Source organism: Paenibacillus sp. Marseille-Q9583 (assembly GCF_976954365.1).
On sequence record NZ_CDRJTB010000018.1, the window covers coordinates 26705 to 47359 of the forward strand.

The following is a 20655-nucleotide window of genomic DNA, read 5'->3' on the forward strand; positions in this document are numbered from 1 at the left end:
ATTACTAAGCGCGCACACCAGACTCTATAAGCGTTTGTTCCAACGCAGTTATAAACGCTGTGTTCTGTTCAGCAGAGCCCACAGTAACACGAATATAAGTAGGGTAAACTTGATGACCCGCTCTTACTATGATTCCTTTACGCATCAAAGCATCGAAAACCTCGGTTGCAGGTTTACGAACATCTACCATAATGAAGTTCCCGTGTGCAGGGAAGGATTCAAGGCCCAGACGTTTGAATTCACCTTGTAATTGGACAATACCCGCGCTATTAAGACGACGGCATTCCTCCACGTATTCTTGGTCATTCAAGGCAGCAAGAGCCGCGGCTTGCGCAAGACGAGTGGTATTGAAAGGCTCACGCACCTTGTTGATCAATGAAATAATCTCAGGACTAGCAACGCCATAACCAATACGCAATGCGGCTAAGCCATAAATTTTGGAGAATGTGCGAAGCACAACCAAATTCGCATAACGATTTAATAATTGAATACCGTTGGAGTAAGAAAGATCTGTTACGTACTCACAGTATGCTTCATCAAGAACAACCATTACATTGGAAGGAACAGCATCAAGGAAAGAAACCAAAGCTTCCTCTGGTACAATCGTTCCTGTTGGGTTATTCGGATTACAAATCCAGATAACCTTCGTACGGTCCGTAATACGGGCCAGCATCCCATCCAGATCATGTGTACCATTTACAAGTGGTACCTCGATGGACACAGCGCCTTCGATATCTGCGTTACTCTTATACACAGAGAAGGTCTGGTCAGCCATGATTGTCTCATCACCTGGCAAGAAGAAGGCACGGGCAATAAGAGCAATAATCTCATCAGAACCACAGCCAAAAATAATATTATCGCTGTTCACACCAAGACGGTTGGCAAGTGCTGCCGTCAACTCAACGGCCGATCCGTCTGGATATAGATAAAGATTCTCAAGCTCTGCTAGAATAGCTTCTTTAGCACTCGGGGAAGCTCCATACGGGTTCTCATTGGATGCAAGCTTAATAACCTCACTTAAGCCGAGCTCCTTCTTAACTTCGTCTATAGGTTTCCCTGGTTTGTAGACAGGGAGATTAACTATATTCGGTTTTGGATTCATGAATAGTCCTCGCTCTCCATAGTTGATTACTCCACTATACACAGGTCAAAATGACACTGTTATGGTCTTTTTAATTGTGCCACAAATTCTCGAATTTGCAACAGCCCCTCATTCCGTGTAGCGGGATTATCGAGCAGCGGAATGACCTCTTCTATTTTACGAACAATCGCACTACCTACTACCACGCCATCGCAAATCTGAGCAAAGCGGGCAACCTGTTCGCCAGTTGAGATCCCAAATCCTACAGCCACCGGCAGATCCGTAGCTTGACGCACGGAATCAATAAACGCCTCTACATCAGCATGGAAAGTGGATCGTTCCCCTGTCACACCTAACGAGGATACGCAATAGATAAACCCACTCGCACCTGAGACAATCTTCGCAATACGTTCACTTGAGGTCGGTGCAACCAGTGGAATGAGATTAACGCCAACTTCACTACTGCGGCGACGCATCTCCTCTGATTCCTCGACAGGAAGATCTGGAATAATAAGACCACTAATCTCATGAGCATTCAGTTCTGCGAAAAATGTATCCAGCCCCATTTGCAGGATAGGATTGTAATAGGAAAACAAAATAAAGGGCAAGCTGCTTCCGGCTTGACGAGCTTTTAACGCGGTCTCCATACAGGTACGCAGGTGAACCTCCCCCCGCAGAGCTCGTGCAGACGCTCGCTGAATGACCGGGCCATCTGCTAGCGGATCAGAGTAAGGTACTCCCAGCTCCAAAATGTCTGCACCTGCCGCCTCCAGTTCTGCGATGATGGCAAGCGTAGTCTCCAGATCAGGGTCTCCAACCGTCAGAAAAGGAATTAATGCCGTCCGTTCTTCAGCTTTAAGCTTCCGGAATACCAAATCCATCCGGTTTGTAGTTTTGGTTGTCATTCGTTTCCCTTCCCTTCTGTGTACGCCATGATCGATTCCACATCTTTGTCTCCCCGGCCTGACAGACAGATAACAACAATATCATCCTTGGTAAGGGTTGGACCCATCTTCACTACATGGGCTATCGCATGTGCCGACTCCAAAGCTGGAATAATACCTTCCGTTACACATAGCAGCTTCAGTGCATCAAGCGCCTCTGCATCCGTAATCGGAACATATTTTGCGCGTTCGATATCTTTTAAATAAGAGTGTTCAGGACCTACACCAGGATAATCCAGCCCTGCGGAGATGGAATGAGCCTCTGTTACTTGGCCATGCTCATCCTGTAGTAGATAACTCATCGAACCCTGGAATACGCCATGAGTCCCCTTACTCATCGTCGCCGCATGAAATGGTGTGTCAATTCCCTTGCCTGCTGCCTCAACACCAATCATACCGACACCTTTATCCTCTACGAATGGATAGAACATGCCGATAGCATTACTACCGCCACCTACTGCAGCAACAAGCACATCCGGCAGTCTTCCTTCAGCCTCCAGAATCTGGCGCCGCGTTTCATCACCAATAACCCGCTGAAAGTTACGAACCATCATCGGATAAGGATGTGGGCCTACGGCAGAACCGAGAATGTAAAAAGTATCTTCCACATTGCTAACCCAGTAGCGAAGCGCTTCGTTGCCGGCATCTTTTAAGGTACGCGATCCGGAAGTAACGGGAATCACCTCAGCACCAAGCAGCTTCATACGGAATACATTGAGTGCCTGGCGACGAGTATCCTCTTCCCCCATAAATACCTTACATTCCATACCAAGTAGGGCTGCAACCGTAGCAGTAGCTACACCATGCTGACCAGCTCCAGTCTCAGCGATCACCTTGGTTTTACCCATCATTTTAGCCAGAATTCCCTGACCAATCGCATTGTTAATCTTATGAGCACCCGTATGATTCAAATCTTCACGCTTCAAATATATTTTTGCTTCTCCCAGATGTTTACTTAGACGTTCCGCATAATACAGTGGGGTCTCCCGTCCGGAATATTGCTTTAATAGATAATCTATTTCTTCTTGAAAAGCAGGGTCTGCCGAATACTTCTCATAGGCTTCCTCCAGCTCAATCAATGCAGTCATCAAAGTTTCGGGCACGAAGCGCCCTCCGAATGAACCGAAACGTCCATGCTGGTCCGGTACTTGTGTCATGATTGCTTCACCCTTTCAACAAAAGCTGTCATTTTAATAATATCTTTAACGCCTTCACTCTCTACTCCACTAGATACGTCTACTCCGTACGGAGCATAAGTATCTAGCAACTCTCCTACGTTATTAGGATGAAGTCCTCCAGCCACAAATAACGGCAAACCATTTCGTAGCGCGATTTCCTGATAATCAGGCAACCTCTCCCAAGCGAACGTGCGCCCAGACCCGCCACTCTGCTGAGGATCATAAGTATCTAACAATACAGCATCAACGAAGCCTGTGTATTGTTCCAATGTATATTTGTTATCCGCGTCATCACGCTCTTTATCAGCAACAGACAATGCCTTCCACACCTGAACTTGGGGGAAAGCTTGCCGAACCTTTTGACAAAAGGCTGGACTTTCCTGCCCATGTAGCTGAATGACATCTAGTGACACAACGGAGAGCAGTTCGCTCAGCTCATCCAGCTCTGGATTAACAAAAACCCCAGCAGCTTTAGGTTTTTCACTAGTCTTCCATTGCGGAAGTTCAGCAATCAGTTCGGAAGCACGCTCCAGAGTAACCCTGCGACGACTAGGAGCGAATACAAATCCAATATAATCTAGTGGTAAGTGTAACATAGATTTTAGCACTTCAACGTCCTGAAGTCCACAGATTTTTACTAATGTCTCAGCCATGCCGGACACGGTCCTTTCCATTTGGAAGCATTCCTAGCAATCCATTTACCGCTTCTTCTACATTAGCTTGACGCATTAGATATTCCCCTACGAGGACCCCGTGAGCGCCAGTCGTTCTTAAGTAGTCAATATCACTTGGCCCTGCAATTCCGCTTTCACTGATCACAGGGACCCCTTGAGGTACTAGTGCTGCCAGCTCTGCCGTTGTCTCTAAGGACGTCTCAAAGGTACGCAGATTACGATTATTAATACCCAGCAGAATATTAGGATGTGTTATCTTGTCTGTACTTAATACCACCGCAAGCTCATTCCGATCATGAACTTCGATTAATACATCCATTCCAAGCCCAGTAGCTATTTCTATAAAATGAGACAGTTTATCCGGTGTCAAAATAGCAACGATTAACAACACCGCATCTGCTCCAAGAATACGCGCTTCATAAATCTGTTTCTCATCGATAATAAAATCTTTGCGAAGCAGCGGCAGATTTACAGCTTCTTTCACTTGCTGCAAGTAAGCAGCGCTGCCCTGAAAATAATCTGTATCCGTCAAAACAGATAAACAATCAGCGCCGCCCGCTTCATAACCTTTTGCAATGGAAACAGGATCGAAATCTTCACGAATCAGCCCTTTTGAAGGGGATGCCTTCTTTACCTCTGCAATCAAACCCATATCCCTGTTCTTCCCTTGGGTCAGAGCCTTACGAAAGCCTCTAGTCTGAGGGAGTGCTGCTATATCACGTTCTGCCTGAGCTAGAGAAAAGCTATTACTCAGCGCCTCCACCTCTTTGATCTTTGTAGCGACAATTTTATCAAGATACATAATTAAGCTCCTCCGTCATCACAACAAGCTGTTTCAGCTTGGATAATGCCTTACCCGAATCCACTACTTCTTTAGCTTTCTCGACGCCTCCGGCCATGGTATCTGCCAGACCCGCAACATATATACATGCTCCTGCATTAGCTAACACGATATCTCGGTAGGGATTGATCTCACCTTGGAGCACAGAGGTAATAATTGCTGCGTTCTCTGCTGCATCTCCACCCAAAACAGCTTCAAGTGGATGTCTGTTAAGACCTAATCCCTCCGGAGTAATTTCATAAGTGGTCACTACACCCTCTTTTAGTTCAGATACTAATGTAGAGGCTGAGATGCTGATCTCGTCCAGACCATCCGAACTGCTTACAACCATTGCGCGCTTGGAACCCAGCTCCTTCAGTACATTAGCCACCGTCTCCGTCTTATTTCGGTCATAAATCCCTAGGAGCTGACGGTCAGCCCCAGCGGGATTCGTAAGAGGACCCAGCATATTGAAGATCGTACGTACACCAAGCTCTTTGCGAGGAGCTGCTGCATGCCGCATCGAAGGATGATAAATTTGTGCGAATAAAAAGCAAATGCCGATACGATCCAGACATTCTCGGGCTTGGTCTGCATTCAGATGAATGTTTACGCCAAGGGCTTCAAGTACATCCGCACTTCCCGCTCTGCCTGAAGCAGAACGATTTCCATGCTTGGCAACTCTTACAGAAGCCGCTGATGAAATAATCGCAGAGGCGGTTGAAATATTAAATTTATGGATGCCGGAACCGCCCGTACCACAAGTATCTAACAAGCGTGCGCGATCAGTCAGTACGGATGTGCCAAACCCTCTCATAGCTTCTGCAAAACCCGTAATCTCCTCCACGGTTTCTCCTTTAATTCGTAAAGCGGTCAGCAGTGAACCGATTTGTGCTTGTGAAGCATCTCCTAGCATTATAGCACCCATTATATCCCGTGCTTCTGTACGTGTCAGATTCTTGCCTTCGATTAGCCCGGCGATTCCTGATTGAATTAATTTCATTGCATCCATAATCTTCTTCCTCCCAGCCTTAATGAGTTACTATATAAATCAAACCACTTGTTCAGGGGTATATTCGTACATATAATCTTGGTTGATAACTTGTTTCTCTTTCACTTCGGATGGAAACATAGCTTCTGCCATACGAATAGCTTTCAGCATGCCCTTCGCCTTATTCACCGTTTCTTCATACTCTTTCTCGGGAACCGAATCCCAAACGATACCTGCTCCGGCCTGTACGTACGCACGACCTTTCCGGAAGATGATGGTACGAATGGTGATACAAGAATCCATGTTTCCTGAGAACCCTAAATATCCAATTGCTCCGGCATAAGCACCTCGAGCTTCTTTTTCCAGCTCTGCTATAATCTCCATAGCTCGTAGCTTCGGTGCCCCAGAAACCGTTCCGGCAGGCAGACAGGAGAGAAAGGCATCAAAGAAATCTTTATCCTCACTGAGTGTGCCTGACACATTCGATACCATGTGCATGACATGGGAGTATCTTTCAATCTCCATAAAGGAATCACATTTTACTGAACCAAATTTGGATACTCTCCCTAGATCATTACGACCCAGATCAACAAGCATCAGATGTTCCGCACGTTCTTTTTCATCCTCCAAGAGCTCCGCAGCAAACGCCCGGTCTGATGCTTCACTGTCACCCCTTGGTCTAGTTCCAGCAATCGGCCGTGTCTCCACACGATTTCCATCTACCTTTACGAGTGCTTCAGGTGAAGTGCCAACAATAATCTCCTCGTCCATTTTCAAATAGTACATATAAGGAGAGGGGTTAAGAGTTCTGAGCATCCGGTATACATGCAATGGAGAAACTTCTGTTTCAATATGCAACCGCTGTGACAATACCACTTGAAAAATATCGCCTGAGCGAATATATTCCTTCGCCTGTTCTACATTGTTGATGTACTGCTCTTTAGTGAGATTAGAATGAATCTCTCCAAGCTCGATATCCTGAGGAATGCTGCGACGATTCACATTTTCCTTAGGGCCTTCTTTTTGCAGATCTTCGGCCATAGCCTCCAGCTTACGACTCAGGCTTTCATAATTGGATCTGATATCCGAATCTGTATCTCCGTCTTTTACATGCAGGTTACCAACAAGCAGAATCTGTTGCTTCACATGGTCAAAAACAATGATCCGATCGCAAAACATAAATCTTATATCATCCATTTGGAGATCATCCACAGGATGCTGAGGTAACTTCTCATAATATTGCAGCAGATCATATCCGAAAAATCCGATAGCCCCTCCAGTAAATGGAGGCATTTCGTCAAGCTTAGGACTACGGTATGAACGAAGCAACGCTTTAAGCTCCTCAATCGGCTTTCCGTACAGTTGCTTCTTCTCTCCGCCGACTTCAACGTTAATTGCACCCTTTTTACCGGATATCATCAAAAAGGGATCGCTACCGATGAACGAATACCGTGCCCATTGTTTTCCACCCTCTACACTTTCAAGTAAGAACGCGCGATCACGTTCAGCGAAACGTTGGAATAACCGGATAGGTGTTTCCATATCCGCGAGCAGTCGCTTTACAACAGGAATCAGATTATAATCCCGCGACAGCTTTACCACCTCTTGAACACTTGGATTCGTCATTGTTAGATGCCCCCTTAGATATATGAATGGTTCCGAAATACAAAAAAACCCTCTACCGAAGTAGAGGGTTTGTGTAAGTAAGTATATGTTTTTGAGCATGGATTAGCATAATTATGTAGTGTTTACAGACTTATCCCTAAATAAGATATATCACTGATAAATGACTTCAGTGTATATCAAAATAAAGACTCTGCTAACACGATACATGCTAATCTAAAAAACTTCTCGCACTCTGCTCAACTATACTCATCTCAACTAAACTAAACTCTTCTATACTCGGCTAACTACACTATACATGATGACGAGGGTCATTGACAACCCACAACTATAATTTAAGACTTGCTCTCTGATAAATCCGGACGTAGCTTCTGAGCCTCATTCAGATAAACGTGGCGAATCTCACGCTGCGATTTATCCGTATTAATCTGTACCATCAACCGGATACACATCGGCAAGCTTCCTTTAACCGGGATTTCCGTTGAACACATAAGTGGAACCATTTCCCAGCCTTCAATCTCACGAATAGCTCTTGCAGGAAAAGTAGCATCCAGATCATTGGTCATCGTAATCCATACATTGCTTATATTCTCAGCTATAACATCATTACGTTCTACGATCTCCCGCAGTAATATAACGGTCTCACGTAAAATCTCTGCCTCTTCGTTCTTAGTCACGGTTGTTGCTCCGCGAATTCCTCGGTTTACCACGGTCTTCCCTCCTTCTTAAGCTCTGCGAGAACCTCTCGCACAAGCGACTCCTGCACATCGTTCACAATGCTTACAGAGCCTATGGAATCAGGCACGATAAAGGTCATCTTGCCTTCCTTGAATTTCTTATCATGCATCATAGCGTCCATCAGTTCATCTTCATCATACTCGGAAGGAAGCCGTACAGGCAGTGACAGCGCGGTCAGCATAGATACAGTATCCTCATAAATGGAAGTATCCCGCCCAAGCTTCGCAGCCAATAGCGCTGAACCCGCCATCCCAATCGCGATCGCTTCTCCGTGCAGAAACACACCATACCCACCAACTGCTTCAATGGCATGTCCGATCGTATGTCCAAGGTTCAATATCGCTCGAAGTCCATGCTCACGCTCATCATTCGCCACTACATCTGCCTTAATTGCACAGCCACGCTCTAAAGCATAACCTAAGGCTTCGACATTCAGCTCTAGCAGCTCTTCGGCATGATCACGACACCAATATGCGAACTCTTTGTCCACGAGGAGACCGTGCTTTACCACTTCAGCCAGACCTGATGAAACTTGCCGTGCTGGAAGAGTACGTAATGTATCCAAATCGTAGAGTACCATGGACGGTTGATAGAAAGCCCCTATCATATTTTTGGCTAATGGATGATTGACCGCCACTTTACCACCCACACTACTATCATGAGCTAGGATCGTCGTCGGAATTTGCAGAAAGCCGATTCCACGCATATAGGTTGCTGCTACAAATCCTGCTAAATCGCCAACCACGCCGCCGCCTAAAGCTAAAACTGCTGAATTGCGGTCTAATCCTGCTTGAATCGCGGTTGTCATGACTTCTTCATACACGGCTAATGATTTAGAGGCTTCACCTGCCGTCATTATGTGGCTAACCACAGTATAGCCGTGAGAACCTAAAGCTTCTTCAAGTGCCGGCAAGTACCTTGGCGCAACTTCAGTATCACTCACTACTAACAGTGGACTACGCTCCGAAAATCCGGCCTCAGCACAATAATGGGCGATGTCCTTTAGTAAACCACTACCGATAAGAATAGGATACGAGCGGTCGCCCAAATCTACATTAATAGTACGCATAATTAGTAGCTCTCCAGCTGTGATAGGTAATTTTCATAGTTCGCTTTAATTTCTTCCAGTGAGTCGCCACCAAATTTATCAAGGAATGCTTTTGCGATTTCCCAAGCCACTACGTTTTCCAGAACAACACACGCCGCTGGAACTGCACAAGCGTCGGAGCGTTCAACTTGCGCTGTAAATGGTTCTTTCGTGTCAATATCCACACTTTGAAGCGGTTTATAAAGGGTAGGGATCGGCTTCATGACACCGCGAACTACAACAGGCATACCGTTAGTCATACCACCTTCAAAACCACCTAAGCGATTACTTGCACGGTAGTATCCTTTAGAAGCTTCATACATAATTTCATCATGGACTTGCGATCCGCGCAATTTGCCAGCTTCAAACCCAATGCCAATTTCAACGCCTTTGAATGCATTAATCGACATTACCGCCCCAGCGATTGCTCCGTCAAGCTTCCGATCAGACTGTACATAACTGCCAAGTCCGATAGGAAGTCCTTCGACGATACATTCAACGATTCCACCGATGGAGTCGCCCTCTTCCTTAATCTGATCTATGTAAGCCTCCATCTTCTGTTCCGTTTCTTTGTCGACAACTCTGACAGAGGACTGTTCTGTCCGCTCAATCAGCTCATCAATAGGCAGATCGTTAGCAGGCGCTTCTATTTCACCGATACGAATAACTTGCCCTGCTACCTTCACGCCAAAAGCTGCAAGCAGCTGTCTGGCTACAGCGCCACATGCAACTCTGGCTGCTGTTTCGCGAGCACTGGAGCGCTCCAGTACGTTACGAAGATCCGTATGGTTGTACTTCAATCCGCCATTCAGGTCTGCATGGCCAGGACGCGGCCGATTTACGCGGCGTTTTTCTTCGTCACTGCCAGGAATAGGCTCGATATTCATGATGTTCTTCCAGTGGGTCCAGTCTTTATTCTCTACTACCAAGGCTACTGGAGCACCTGTAGTATAGCCATGACGCACTCCACCTACAATTTGTGCCGTATCTTTCTCAATCTGCATGCGACGTCCGCGTCCATATCCCTTTTGTCGACGCTGCAATTGAAAATTAAGCTCTTCAAAATCCAATGTCAAATTACTTGGCAATCCCTCAATAATGGCCGTAAGCTGGGGGCCGTGCGTTTCCCCCGCTGTTAAATAGCGCAAACTCATGCTGCGTTCCCCCTTTTATACTTTTAAACTGTAAACCGCTAAAATCCTAATGATCTTTGCTCATTATAGTATAGGCAATCCTCTTTGACAAGAAAGGCATCTCCCTAAAACGACTCCATTCGCGACAAAATGAATTGGTTTTTGTGTAAAGAAAAAGCGCCATTCATACTCTAAAGAGTATGGATGGCGCTCCTCGGCTCGGTCCGGCACTTATTAGCTTCCGATCCGCTGACTTGTTGAAGGAAATGTAGACTTTCGCTCTTCCAGTTGCAGAAGGCGCTTCAATTGCATTTCTTCTACACCGAGAATTTGCCCGCACTCACGAACGGTAATAAAGCCTCGTTTGTACGCGGCAATGACCTTGCTTTTGTCCATCGGTTTAACGATCCTTTCGCTTAGCTTACAGATTCTACTACCCAGTATCACTGAACGATAGCGAAAGTATACCTAAAATGTACACAGACGAAGGAGCAAGAAGTATTTATTTTTTACGATAGAAAAAGGTTTCCGTCGATTCAAAGCCATATTGCGCTGGGGTGAAGATCTGCTCTGTACTACCTACAAACAAATACCCGCCTGGACGTAAACTAGCCGAGAACTTATGGTAGAGCTTATTCTTCGCCTCTTCAGTAAAATAGATCATTACATTGCGACAAATGATAAGATCAAAACCCTCATCGAACTTGTCCAGCAGTAGGTTCTGTTTACGGAAATCTATGTTTTTCTTAAGCGTGTCGCTAACTTTGAATAAATGACCCTCGGGTTTAAAATAACGAGCAGCAACATCCTTAGGCACATCCTTTAAAGAACGTTCCAGATACAAACCTTGCTTTGCTTTGGAAAGCGCACCGTCGTCAATATCCGTAGCCAGAATGCCAGTCTGTCCCAATAAATTCTTATCCGATAAAATCATAGCCAGCGTATAGGGTTCTTCTCCAGTGGAACATGCAGCGCTCCACAGTTTCAATCTGCGACCAGATTGTTGTATGTCAGGAAGAATGATATCTCGCAGTACTTCCCACCGATTCGGATTCCGCCAAAACTCGGAGACATTAATCGTCATTCGGTCCAAAAATTCATAAAATAATTCCTTGTCCTTCATCATTGCGGCAAAAAAATCACTAAAGGTTTGATATCCATTCTTCACACGAAGAGTCGTTAAACGCCGCTTCATCTGCGCTTCTTTATACTGAGCCAGATCAATTCCGGTGCTTTGCTTAACTTGATGAATAAACCCGATGTAATCTGAATCTGCTGTTAATGCTGCAACATTACGATCAGACATGTTAATCCCCCGCCTCCCGCTTGGCTCCTACATCCAGACTGCGATCTCTTTGTTATAAAGATTCAATTCATCTGGAGTAAAGAAATTAGCAATTTCTCTTTCTGCACTTTCAGGCGAGTCTGATCCATGAATTAAATTAAGAGGTGTATGGCTGGCAAAATCGCCTCGAATCGTACCCGGCAATGCTTCTCCAACCTTAGTCTTACCAATGAGCGTACGGGATAATGCTACAACATCATCACCTTCCCATACCATTGCAAACACTGGACCTGAAGTTATAAAAGAAACCAACTCTGAAAAAAAGTCTTTGCCAGCATGCTCCGCATAATGTCTTTTTGCTTGGTCTTCACTAACTGTAATCAGCTTTGCAGCGACCAGCTTAAAGCCCTTATCTTCAAAGCGTGAGACAATACGCCCAATTAATCCACGTTGTACTCCATCCGGTTTGACCATCAGATACGTCTTTTCCATAGAGGCACTCTCCAATTCCCCATTAGTTGGGTTGTTTTGACGCTATCTTAACAGAAACCGAGCTTTCTGGAAACGTTTAATTTCATGATCACCAAAATACTAATAAGCTCTACCTGTTACAAAAAAGGCAATATCGCGCAGATTACGCTTAGTCTTGTTGTTAGGCAACTGATCTAGTGCAGCAAGTGCCTTCGCGATATATCGCGAAGCCAGCTCCTCGGAACGGACAATTCCGTCTCCAGAAAGAATAAGATCAATAGCACGCCCTACTGTGCTGTGCCCTTCACGAATAGACTTCAACTCCTCAAGAAGCGGAGCTCGCAATCTTTCATCCTCCAGGCTATAAATGACAGGAAGGGTGATGTTCCCTTGCCGCATATCACTTCCTGGAGGTTTACCGATTTGCTTTTCGGTGCCTGAGAGGTCAAGTAAATCATCACGAATCTGGAAAGCCATCCCTACATTGTATCCATAATTATAAAGTAGACGAGCCACCTCTGGTTCAGCATCAGCAGCAAGTGCACCTAATTGGCAACTGACTGCAATCAACAGCGCTGTTTTACGGCGAATCCGCCGCAGGTAATGACGCACACTTTGCTCACTGTTGAAGAAGTCACGAATCTGCTCCATCTCACCGATCGACATTTCGATCATAGCCTTGGACAAAATCTGATGAATTCGCGGATTCTTCAGCTCCGTCGTCATCACCAGTGCTTTCGCATATATGTAGTCACCGGTGTACATGGCAATTTTATCGCCCCATTTGGCCTTAACAGTAAGTTCACCTCGGCGTAGTTCTGCATCGTCAATGACATCATCGTGAACTAGTGAAGCGCTATGAATTAGTTCTAGCGGTATCGCCACACGCTTCAGCTTCTCAAGATCATACTTACCAAATTTCCCACCCATCAAAACAAATACGGGACGCAATCTTTTACCGCCAGCTTTTAATAAATGCAGAGAAGTTTCGGTTAGTAGGTCGTCATCGCCCTGTACGCTACGGTACAAATCTTTTTCAATCTGATCCATGTCTCTGTTCAGTAATCCGAATATTTGCAGTCGTTTCATTCCTTCACCCGTGTCAACAGTTTATGACTCCAAATCTCCATCTTCACTGCCTGCGGCAGCAGACCCATCTCATAGGCATAGCGGAAATAGAGGTTCAGACCTTTCTGCTGCCTTTCTCCAAAATCATAGCTTAAATTGCGAAAGTACCCTTCCCAATAAGACTTAGTTCCTCCAATTGTCGTACAGGCTGCAAGTACAATAGGATCTAAATCACTTAATCCCCGCAGTTTACTCTCAGCAAAAGCTTCTGCAATCTCCGCAATGGCTTCCGGTTTGTCATTCGCAGCTTTTCGATTCACTGCCCAGACCGCAAAGGTCATCCCTAAGCCCGTCCATTCTTTCCAAAGCTCCGCCAGATCCGTAACGATATACCCTTGATCTTGCCAAGAGGCTTTGATCGCATGATCACCAATGAGTAAGCAGGCATCTGCTTGATGCATCATAGCATCCAAATCAGGATTAGCGCTAATATATTCTGGTTTATTGCCAAAAGCCTTTTCCATTAAAATTTTCAGCAAATTTACCGATGTTGCAGAAGTGTTCGTAACAGCAATCGTACCTGCACCTATCTGTGCAAGAGGCACTCGAGAAAAAAGAAAAATAGACCTCACAGGACCGTCCGCACTTACCGATAAATCAGGTAACAGCAATAACTTATCACTGGCTTCAGCATACGCAAAAGAGGATAATGCACCCACATGAATCGTTCCACGACTCATCCCCTGATTAAGAATGGCAGGTACCTCACTCACCATCTCTGCCGGATATTTCAGTGCAGAGGGATGAAAATTGTGAAATACCGGCCATGAGTTAGTATAGCTGATTTTACCTATGATGGTGTGGCAGTTATTCTCCATCCTTTCAATCCCCCCATCTGCGAAATAATTGATGTTCAATATTAAAGCTGTCAAGCACTTTACCCACCATGAAATTAATCAGATCATCCATACTTTGTGGCCCAAAGTAAAACGCCGGCATTGCCGGAATGATCCGAACCCCCAGACGGGACAGCTTCAACATATTCTCAAGATGAATAGCATGCAGAGGTGTCTCACGAGGAACAAGGACCAGTGGACGTCCTTCCTTAAGCATAACATCAGCAGCACGAGTCATCAGATTGTCAGAGGTTCCATTAGCAACCGCAGACAATGTTCCCATGGAACAAGGCATAATAATCATCCCTTCCACACGAAACGAACCACTTGCAATAGATGCACCGATATCAGCGACAGGATGATAAAGTAGAGAACCGGGATAGCCTTTGAACTTTTCGTTCAAAAAGCCTTCCCGGTCTGATGCGATATAACCTAGTTCTTCTTTAAAAACGCGCCAGCCTGCATTACTTACTACCAAATGAACGGAGTAGCCTAGCGATAGCAACGTTTCGATCAGACGAATACCATAAATAGCACCGCTTGCCCCTGTAATTCCAACCACGAAGTTTTTCGGTTTAGTAAGCGTCATTTTTTGAAATGCACCACCAAGTCAATCAAAGTGAAAGAGAACACCACGATGCTTAGCACGCCGTTCATAGTGAAAAAAGCGGTCTGTAAACGACTGAGATCACTCGGAGATACAATATAATGCTCATAAAAGAGAATAATATATGCGAGGACCATACCAGCCACATACCACCAGCTTAAATCCGTCAAAAACAGCAGCGATACGAATCCAATCGCCGTAAGAATGTGAAACACACGGGCAATAACGAGTGCACCTTGGACCCCAAATCGCACTGGAATGGATTTTAAGCCTTCTTTAAGATCAAATTCAACATCCTGACAAGAGTATATAACATCAAAACCAGCCGTCCAAAACACAATTGTGAAGTAAAATACCATTGAAGTCCAATTCACACTACCGGTCACAGCTACCCAGCCGCCCAGCGGTGCAAGCGCAATGGTGAGGCCGAGGATAAGATGGCATGCCCATGTAAAGCGCTTAGTGAATGAATAAATAACAAGAAGGAATACAGCGATAGGTAACAGCTTAGCTGACAAAGGATTCAATTTAAAGGCTGCCCAAAAGAGCAAGAAAAACGAAATGCCTATAAAAATGACAACTTCACCGATCTTAAGTAACCCTGCAGGAATCGCTCTTCCCGCTGTGCGTGGATTCTTGGCATCACTGATTCGGTCTATCAATCGATTCAATCCCATAGCTGCACTGCGTGCTCCAAACATAGCGATTACAATCCAGCCAATTTGACTCCAGGATGGGAGGCTATCATTCATGACAACGGATCCCAGTAAAGCACCCATAAAGGCAAAGGGTAAAGCAAATACCGTATGTTCAAACTTAATCATTTGTAAAAAGATACCGATTTTCTTAAACATTCCTGTTCTCCTTGAGCCCAATATGTAATGCCGCGATGCCTCCGGTCAAGGGGAAGGATTCCACTTTTTGAAGTCCGGTTTCACGGAAAATAGTGGCCAGTTGCTCCCGGTCTGGGAACATTGCCAATGATTCTGGCAGCCATTTGTATTGCTCGTACCTTTTCGCGAATAACTTACCAAGCAATGGAAGTACACGCTGGAAATAAAAGAAATATACACCTTTAAACGGCTGTTTCATCGGCTTGGATAGCTCCAAACATACAACCATTCCACCAGGTTTTACTACCCGCTTCATTTCGTTAAGCACTTGAACAGGATCTGGCACATTGCGTAGTCCGAATCCAATCGTTGCATAATCAAACGCATTGTCTTCAAAAGGCAGCTCCATAGCATTGCCCTGCACCAGCGAAATACGGTCCTGAAGCCTGCGCTCTTCCACTTTGCGGCGACCTACTTCAAGCATACCTGCGCTGAAATCCAGTCCGATTACATTGCCAGTCTGCGAAGCTTCCGCCAAAGCGATGCTCCAATCACAGGTTCCGCAACATAGGTCAACGGCCGAATCCCCGCGCTTCATCCCCATCTTCTTCATCGTGAATTTACGCCATGCCTTGTGGCGGCGAAAGCTTAGGATGTCATTCATCAAATCGTATTTTCCAGCAATACTCTCAAATACGGAATGTACAAACTGCTCTTTTGGTTTGCTGTTGTCACCCACAGCAGTTGTCGTTTTTTCCATAGTCATCCCTTAACCCTCCACGGCTGCTTGTCCTGTGACCTTCATCTGCAGGAGAAAACGATCCAGCGCGATCTCTAGCTCTCTAAGTAAACTCTCGTCTTTAACGCTTTGCAATAGCCCCTGAATAGACTGAAGCGATTGATGAAGCTTGTCCGTCAGTTGCGAATCACATTTATATTTCATTTTTAGCATCTTCCATTCCTTCTGATCAAGGTTCAGGTCTTGAAGTTGCTTACGTTCTTCCTCTGTTGCAGTCTCCATCATCTTCCAGTAGCAATAGCCATTTCCTGCATTCGCAGGATCATCACTACGAAGAAGCTCAATAGCAACGGTCTCGCACTGACTGAATTCTGCCAGCAGTTTTTCCCACAACTCCACTAAGGAGTTCTCAATCATAGGCGTAAAAGAAAGGAACAGCCGCATATTCAGCTGTACCATGTGCCGCAAGTATTGTTCAGCCGAAAGGCGTATGCCTCTCATCTTCACGTAGAGATTCGCTTTCAAGACATTGAAATCTGCAATCGCCTTACTCAAGATTCCAATCATCTCGATCTGATCACTCTTTGCAAGCAAATGGTAAAACCAGCTGCTAAAGTAATCGCCAGCTAGTACCTTCAATTGACGGGAACGCATAGGGTCTCCCCCCCGTCTATCATTCGAACGGTCAATGACCTCATGCGTGTCCAGACCTAGTTGAACAAGCGCTGTCACAAGCGTGTACAACTCTCCGGCACTTCCTTTTGCAGAAGAAGCATGATTTAGAAAAATATATAACAAATGACCCCGGCCATCAGAAAACGGCGGCAAATCCGTATGCTTCTGAATCATGTCGTAGTCGGTGTAGGGTTTAGCCAGTTGCGGTATGCAGTACGGTTTCATTTCAGCCTCCGAAGCCATTGACATAATAATAATTCGTTTGTTCACAATCTTGTCTATTATATCACATGTTTTTTTGTCACGCACTGTGGTACGCCTGAGTTTCTTTTAATCCATTCAAGGATAAATGAACTGTTTCTTCCAGAGCTCTGTTTCACTAATGCGGAAGCCCGTTTTGAGACGATCCGATATAGGAAGATTACCCGCAGACTGAAGTTCATCTTGCAGCGTATAAGACCATTCAGAACGTCTGATATCACCAGCTAACAGCAATCGGCGGCTACCAAGCCATTTATCTTCTACCACAATGCGAAGTAGAAGTTGATCCACATTCGAGGTTTCCTGAATAGCAAAGGATATGGCCTGAGCCATATTTTGATAGAGTTCCTCAGGTTCATGATCGTTCCCGCTCACTTTCAGATCCAGTGACAGAACATGATCTTCCCAGCCAACGCTATCTATGGATAAGGTCAACGGAAGAGCGCCCAGAACATCAACAAGATTGTCATTGCCCAGCACTGTGTTATGGCTGCCAGTAAAAGTCTCCACTGTCCCATTTCTCTGCTGTACGGATGAGTCTAAGTCTGCCAGTTTCGGCAAAATAACAGCAGAGGTCGCAGTCAAGAGTAATACGGCACCGATCAACCAGGCTTTGTTCATGGACACGCCCCCTTATCCATAGTACCCACTTTTTTTGTGGATATGATCATTCACCCTTACTATATTTTGAAAAAAAGCAGGCTATGCCTGCTTTTCAGCTTTCACTTTCCAATTGTCCGTGTTTCGTTAAAATTTCAGCTTTTCCGCGGATTTTCATTGCTGAGGTATGATCGGTAAATTGGGCAATCAACACCTCACCCTTGTCTAGCTTCTCTGTATGATGAAAGCGTGTATCCGTACCTCTAGTTAGCCCAATGACTTGAACGCCATTTTCTTTGGCCTTAACCACAATATAGTCGCTACCTGTCGGAAGCGGATTTTCGCTCGTATTTTTATCCGTCATCGCTGATCCTCCTCTAAACCTAATGTACAGCCCATGCTATTCCAAAAAACAAATGCCGCCTTGGAGGGCGGCATAGTTGTTACTTAAAAAGACTATGGGATTGATATGTAGAAATCTTTATTTGATTCCGTCTTTCAGCGCCTTACCAGGTTTGAATGCCGGTACCTTGCTTGCAGGAATTTCGATTTCTTCACCAGTTTGTGGGTTACGGCCTTTACGTGCGGAACGTTCGCGCACTTCAAAGTTTCCGAATCCAACCAGTTGTACTTTATCACCGCTTTGCAGCGCTTCTGTAATTGCTTCGAAAACCGCATCTACAGCTTTAGTAGCATCCTTCTTGGGAAGTTCAGTTGCTTCTGTAACTACATTGATCAAATCAGATTTATTCATGTTTTCTCACCTCCCTGAGTAAATTTCCGGTATCATACACTGTTTCCGTTTAAACGTAAAATATACGTGATAATCCCGTTTATTACTGAACACTGGCGCCCATAGACCTTGAAGCGCAACAAACTTATAGTAATACAGCCCATCCATAAATTCAAGCAGTTAGACAAAAAAGGAGTAGAAATTATCATCTATGCTTGCATAAACATCCAATTGCCATCTAATTTTATAGACCTATAAGACCAGGTTAATTCTTCTTTTCAGAAAAAAAATTGAGTCAGATTCACCGTTATTATAGGAACTAGGAATCAAGTTTCGTTATTTTTACGCATAAAAAGAGTGGGATCTCTCCCACTCTTCCAATCTGCTTAAATTTAAGTTAGAGAATAATTGCAATAAGCCCGCCTGAGCCTTCATTGATGATCCGACCAAGCGTTTCTTGCAATTTGTAGCGCGCATTATCCGGCATCATCGCGATCTTGCCTTGAATACCTTCCCTCACAATGGAATGCAAGGAGCGCCCAAAAATATCGGATTCCCAAATCTTAATCGGGTCGTTCTCGAAATCCTGCATCAAATAACGGACCAACTCTTCACTTTGTTTCTCTGTACCAATGATTGGTGAGAACTCAGATTCAACATCAACACGAATCATATGAATAGATGGTGCGGTGGCCTTTAAGCGAACCCCAAAGCGAGAGCCTTGACGAATCAGCTCTGGTTCATCTAGCGCCATTTCAGCTAGTGAAGGAGCAGCAATACCATAACCGGTAGTCTTGACCATTTCTAAAGCTTCAGAGAAACGGTCGTACTCTCTTTTCGCGTGTGAGAATTCCTGCATCAGCTGGAGCAAGTGATCTTTACCGCGGATTTCAACCCCTACTACCTCCATCAGAACCTGATCATACAGCTCTTCTGGGGCATACAGATCGATCTCTGCTACACCCTGACCCATGTTCATACCACTTAGGCCTGCTTTATCGATAAAATCATACTCTGTGAACTGAGAAACGAGCCGGTCAACATCCCGCAAGCGGCGAATGTCTTTTACCGTATCACGAACGGAGTTCTCATAGCTACTACGCAGCCAGTGATTCTCTCCAAGCACCATGACCCAGCTTGGCAAGTTCACGTTTACTTCATGAACAGGGAATTCGTACAATACTTCACGCAGTACACCTGTTACATCCTCTTCGGTCATGTTTGCTGCGCTGAGTGTCATGACAGGGATATCGTATTTGATGGCTAGCTCGCTACGGAGCTGCTGTGCTTCCTCACTGCGTGGGCGAGTGGAGTTAATGACAAGCACAAATGGCTTACCCACTTCCTTCAGCTCTGCAATGACGCGCTCTTCAGAGTCCACGTACGAGTTCCGCGGAATTTCTGCAATCGTACCATCTGTTGTTACTACAACACCAAGCGTTGAATGCTCCTGGATGACCTTACGGGTCCCGATTTCTGCCGCTTCCTGAAAAGGAATTGGCTCCTCAAACCAAGGTGTAGAGATCATTCGTGGTCCATTCTCATCCTCGTAGCCTTTAGCGCCTTCTACAGCGTAACCCACACAGTCTACCAGTCGAACGTTAACCTCAAGCCCTTCCGCAACCTTGATTTGGACTGCGTTGTTAGGCACGAACTTAGGTTCAGTGGTCATAATTGTTTTGCCTGCTGCGCTTTGCGGAAGCTCATCCACAGCTCTTACCCGATCTGCCTCATTCGTGATGTTAGGCAGGACAATTGTTTCCATGAAGCGCTTGATAAATGTCGATTTCCCCGTGCGAACCGCGCCGACGACGCCAAGATAAATGTCTCCGCCGGTACGCTCGGCAATGTCCTTGAAAATATCCACTTTTTCCAAAAGAGATCCCCTCCTCATATTACTCCGAAGAAAAAATGCCTGAAGAGCATCGACTTCGCGTTCCGCCGGTAATCTGACCCTTGCAGGACATCAACCGGACTTATCGTATGCCCGCCCGAAGCCTAGCTGCTTTCGACCGGGACGTACTGGCCCCGCGCTAAACTCCGAATGCTCGGACATGCATTTGGACTAGTATCATCATATGTATCCGGAACGAATTTATGACCCATAATCGCGCATTTTGCAATGTAATTTCTTAAAATTAGTTGTGCGCGCCGCAAGGCGTCTGACGCCCGGAAGCTTTCTCATCCATCATATGAGGTAGGGTTCATTGATAGAACT

The 20655-nt window shown here is 45.4% G+C and carries 23 protein-coding genes; all 23 read right to left on the reverse strand.

The genetic code is table 11. The features are described from left to right. Window positions 1-4: 4 nt before the first annotated feature. On the reverse strand, window positions 5-1102 hold the full coding sequence (gene hisC, locus ACWNM1_RS10975) for a histidinol-phosphate transaminase (RefSeq protein ID WP_449600968.1): 1098 nt from the start codon (window positions 1100-1102) through the stop codon (window positions 5-7). Window positions 1103-1161: 59 nt separating this feature from the next. Continuing rightward, window positions 1162-1986 (reverse strand): tryptophan synthase subunit alpha, encoded by an 825-nt coding sequence (trpA, locus tag ACWNM1_RS10980; RefSeq protein ID WP_449600969.1) that lies wholly within the window; start codon window positions 1984-1986, stop codon window positions 1162-1164. After that, window positions 1983-3182 carry a tryptophan synthase subunit beta gene (gene trpB, locus ACWNM1_RS10985; RefSeq protein ID WP_042190170.1) on the reverse strand — a complete coding sequence of 400 codons (1200 nt, stop codon included), beginning with the start codon at window positions 3180-3182 and terminating at the stop codon, window positions 1983-1985. The genes trpA and trpB overlap by 4 nt, the downstream gene beginning before the upstream one ends. After that, entirely contained in the window at window positions 3179-3856 is a 678-nt protein-coding gene (locus tag ACWNM1_RS10990; protein WP_449601006.1) for a phosphoribosylanthranilate isomerase, read from the reverse strand. Before ACWNM1_RS10990 ends, trpB begins: the two co-directional genes overlap by 4 nt. Continuing rightward, complete coding sequence (trpC, locus tag ACWNM1_RS10995; RefSeq protein WP_076284566.1) at window positions 3849-4679, reverse strand: indole-3-glycerol phosphate synthase TrpC; 831 nt, start codon at window positions 4677-4679, stop codon at window positions 3849-3851. Before trpC ends, ACWNM1_RS10990 begins: the two co-directional genes overlap by 8 nt. Beyond that, a complete protein-coding gene (gene trpD / locus ACWNM1_RS11000) occupies window positions 4669-5709 on the reverse strand; it encodes an anthranilate phosphoribosyltransferase (protein WP_449600970.1) in 1041 nt (346 codons plus the stop codon). The genes trpC and trpD overlap by 11 nt, the downstream gene beginning before the upstream one ends. A 39-nt stretch (window positions 5710-5748) precedes the next feature. After that, on the reverse strand, window positions 5749-7314 hold the full coding sequence (trpE, locus tag ACWNM1_RS11005; protein ID WP_042190178.1) for an anthranilate synthase component I: 1566 nt from the start codon (window positions 7312-7314) through the stop codon (window positions 5749-5751). Window positions 7315-7646: 332 nt separating this feature from the next. Beyond that, on the reverse strand, window positions 7647-8021 hold the full coding sequence (gene aroH, locus ACWNM1_RS11010; protein ID WP_042190180.1) for a chorismate mutase: 375 nt from the start codon (window positions 8019-8021) through the stop codon (window positions 7647-7649). After that, a complete protein-coding gene (gene aroB, locus ACWNM1_RS11015; protein ID WP_449600971.1) occupies window positions 8015-9118 on the reverse strand; it encodes a 3-dehydroquinate synthase in 1104 nt (367 codons plus the stop codon). Before aroB ends, aroH begins: the two co-directional genes overlap by 7 nt. Window positions 9119-9120: 2 nt before the next feature. Beyond that, window positions 9121-10290, reverse strand: coding sequence for a chorismate synthase (gene aroC / locus ACWNM1_RS11020; RefSeq protein WP_042190184.1), 1170 nt, complete (start codon window positions 10288-10290; stop codon window positions 9121-9123). A gap of 213 nt (window positions 10291-10503) precedes the next feature. Then, entirely contained in the window at window positions 10504-10665 is a 162-nt protein-coding gene (locus ACWNM1_RS11025; RefSeq protein ID WP_170880309.1) for a hypothetical protein, read from the reverse strand. 106 nt (window positions 10666-10771) lie between these two features. Beyond that, window positions 10772-11575, reverse strand: coding sequence for a CheR family methyltransferase (locus ACWNM1_RS11030; RefSeq protein ID WP_449600972.1), 804 nt, complete (start codon window positions 11573-11575; stop codon window positions 10772-10774). Between the two features lie 27 nt (window positions 11576-11602). After that, a complete protein-coding gene (ndk, locus tag ACWNM1_RS11035; RefSeq protein WP_060622704.1) occupies window positions 11603-12046 on the reverse strand; it encodes a nucleoside-diphosphate kinase in 444 nt (147 codons plus the stop codon). Window positions 12047-12145: 99 nt separating this feature from the next. Continuing rightward, a complete protein-coding gene (locus tag ACWNM1_RS11040; RefSeq protein WP_076284562.1) occupies window positions 12146-13114 on the reverse strand; it encodes a polyprenyl synthetase family protein in 969 nt (322 codons plus the stop codon). After that, window positions 13111-13971 carry a menaquinone biosynthetic enzyme MqnA/MqnD family protein gene (locus ACWNM1_RS11045; RefSeq protein ID WP_449600973.1) on the reverse strand — a complete coding sequence of 287 codons (861 nt, stop codon included), beginning with the start codon at window positions 13969-13971 and terminating at the stop codon, window positions 13111-13113. The genes ACWNM1_RS11040 and ACWNM1_RS11045 overlap by 4 nt, the downstream gene beginning before the upstream one ends. 4 nt (window positions 13972-13975) lie before the next feature. Continuing rightward, window positions 13976-14578, reverse strand: a complete 603-nt coding sequence (locus tag ACWNM1_RS11050; protein ID WP_042190195.1) for a UbiX family flavin prenyltransferase — start codon at window positions 14576-14578, stop codon at window positions 13976-13978. Continuing rightward, on the reverse strand, window positions 14575-15450 hold the full coding sequence (locus tag ACWNM1_RS11055) for a UbiA-like polyprenyltransferase (RefSeq protein ID WP_449600974.1): 876 nt from the start codon (window positions 15448-15450) through the stop codon (window positions 14575-14577). The genes ACWNM1_RS11050 and ACWNM1_RS11055 overlap by 4 nt, the downstream gene beginning before the upstream one ends. Next, complete coding sequence (locus ACWNM1_RS11060; RefSeq protein ID WP_449600975.1) at window positions 15443-16195, reverse strand: demethylmenaquinone methyltransferase; 753 nt, start codon at window positions 16193-16195, stop codon at window positions 15443-15445. The genes ACWNM1_RS11055 and ACWNM1_RS11060 overlap by 8 nt, the downstream gene beginning before the upstream one ends. Window positions 16196-16198: 3 nt before the next feature. After that, window positions 16199-17152: a heptaprenyl diphosphate synthase component 1 gene (locus ACWNM1_RS11065; RefSeq protein WP_231573320.1), complete on the reverse strand. Its 954-nt coding sequence runs from the start codon at window positions 17150-17152 to the stop codon at window positions 16199-16201. 30 nt (window positions 17153-17182) lie between these two features. Next, complete coding sequence (locus ACWNM1_RS11070; protein ID WP_076284560.1) at window positions 17183-17725, reverse strand: hypothetical protein; 543 nt, start codon at window positions 17723-17725, stop codon at window positions 17183-17185. Window positions 17726-17819: 94 nt separating this feature from the next. Continuing rightward, window positions 17820-18068, reverse strand: a complete 249-nt coding sequence (gene mtrB, locus ACWNM1_RS11075) for a trp RNA-binding attenuation protein MtrB (protein ID WP_042190204.1) — start codon at window positions 18066-18068, stop codon at window positions 17820-17822. A 117-nt stretch (window positions 18069-18185) separates the two neighbouring features. After that, a complete protein-coding gene (locus ACWNM1_RS11080) occupies window positions 18186-18458 on the reverse strand; it encodes an HU family DNA-binding protein (RefSeq protein ID WP_036676223.1) in 273 nt (90 codons plus the stop codon). A gap of 376 nt (window positions 18459-18834) precedes the next feature. Continuing rightward, complete coding sequence (gene spoIVA, locus ACWNM1_RS11085) at window positions 18835-20313, reverse strand: stage IV sporulation protein A (protein WP_042129583.1); 1479 nt, start codon at window positions 20311-20313, stop codon at window positions 18835-18837. Window positions 20314-20655 lie beyond the last annotated feature (342 nt).

What these genes read in the sequence shown, in the direction of transcription:
- hisC (WP_449600968.1), bottom strand. Translation starts at nt 1,102, where the DNA reads ATGAATCCAAAACCGAATATAGTTAATCTCCCTGTCTACAAACCAGGG.
- trpA (WP_449600969.1), bottom strand. Translation starts at nt 1,986, where the DNA reads ATGACAACCAAAACTACAAACCGGATGGATTTGGTATTCCGGAAGCTT.
- trpB (WP_042190170.1), bottom strand. Translation starts at nt 3,182, where the DNA reads ATGACACAAGTACCGGACCAGCATGGACGTTTCGGTTCATTCGGAGGG.
- ACWNM1_RS10990 (WP_449601006.1), bottom strand. Translation starts at nt 3,856, where the DNA reads ATGGCTGAGACATTAGTAAAAATCTGTGGACTTCAGGACGTTGAAGTG.
- trpC (WP_076284566.1), bottom strand. Translation starts at nt 4,679, where the DNA reads ATGTATCTTGATAAAATTGTCGCTACAAAGATCAAAGAGGTGGAGGCG.
- trpD (WP_449600970.1), bottom strand. Translation starts at nt 5,709, where the DNA reads ATGGATGCAATGAAATTAATTCAATCAGGAATCGCCGGGCTAATCGAA.
- trpE (WP_042190178.1), bottom strand. Translation starts at nt 7,314, where the DNA reads ATGACGAATCCAAGTGTTCAAGAGGTGGTAAAGCTGTCGCGGGATTAT.
- aroB (WP_449600971.1), bottom strand. Translation starts at nt 9,118, where the DNA reads ATGCGTACTATTAATGTAGATTTGGGCGACCGCTCGTATCCTATTCTT.
- aroC (WP_042190184.1), bottom strand. Translation starts at nt 10,290, where the DNA reads ATGAGTTTGCGCTATTTAACAGCGGGGGAAACGCACGGCCCCCAGCTT.
- ACWNM1_RS11025 (WP_170880309.1), bottom strand. Translation starts at nt 10,665, where the DNA reads ATGGACAAAAGCAAGGTCATTGCCGCGTACAAACGAGGCTTTATTACC.
- ACWNM1_RS11030 (WP_449600972.1), bottom strand. Translation starts at nt 11,575, where the DNA reads ATGTCTGATCGTAATGTTGCAGCATTAACAGCAGATTCAGATTACATC.
- ndk (WP_060622704.1), bottom strand. Translation starts at nt 12,046, where the DNA reads ATGGAAAAGACGTATCTGATGGTCAAACCGGATGGAGTACAACGTGGA.
- ACWNM1_RS11040 (WP_076284562.1), bottom strand. Translation starts at nt 13,114, where the DNA reads ATGAAACGACTGCAAATATTCGGATTACTGAACAGAGACATGGATCAG.
- ACWNM1_RS11045 (WP_449600973.1), bottom strand. Translation starts at nt 13,971, where the DNA reads ATGGAGAATAACTGCCACACCATCATAGGTAAAATCAGCTATACTAAC.
- ACWNM1_RS11050 (WP_042190195.1), bottom strand. Translation starts at nt 14,578, where the DNA reads ATGACGCTTACTAAACCGAAAAACTTCGTGGTTGGAATTACAGGGGCA.
- ACWNM1_RS11055 (WP_449600974.1), bottom strand. Translation starts at nt 15,450, where the DNA reads ATGTTTAAGAAAATCGGTATCTTTTTACAAATGATTAAGTTTGAACAT.
- ACWNM1_RS11060 (WP_449600975.1), bottom strand. Translation starts at nt 16,195, where the DNA reads ATGACTATGGAAAAAACGACAACTGCTGTGGGTGACAACAGCAAACCA.
- ACWNM1_RS11070 (WP_076284560.1), bottom strand. Translation starts at nt 17,725, where the DNA reads ATGAACAAAGCCTGGTTGATCGGTGCCGTATTACTCTTGACTGCGACC.
- mtrB (WP_042190204.1), bottom strand. Translation starts at nt 18,068, where the DNA reads ATGACGGATAAAAATACGAGCGAAAATCCGCTTCCGACAGGTAGCGAC.
- ACWNM1_RS11080 (WP_036676223.1), bottom strand. Translation starts at nt 18,458, where the DNA reads ATGAATAAATCTGATTTGATCAATGTAGTTACAGAAGCAACTGAACTT.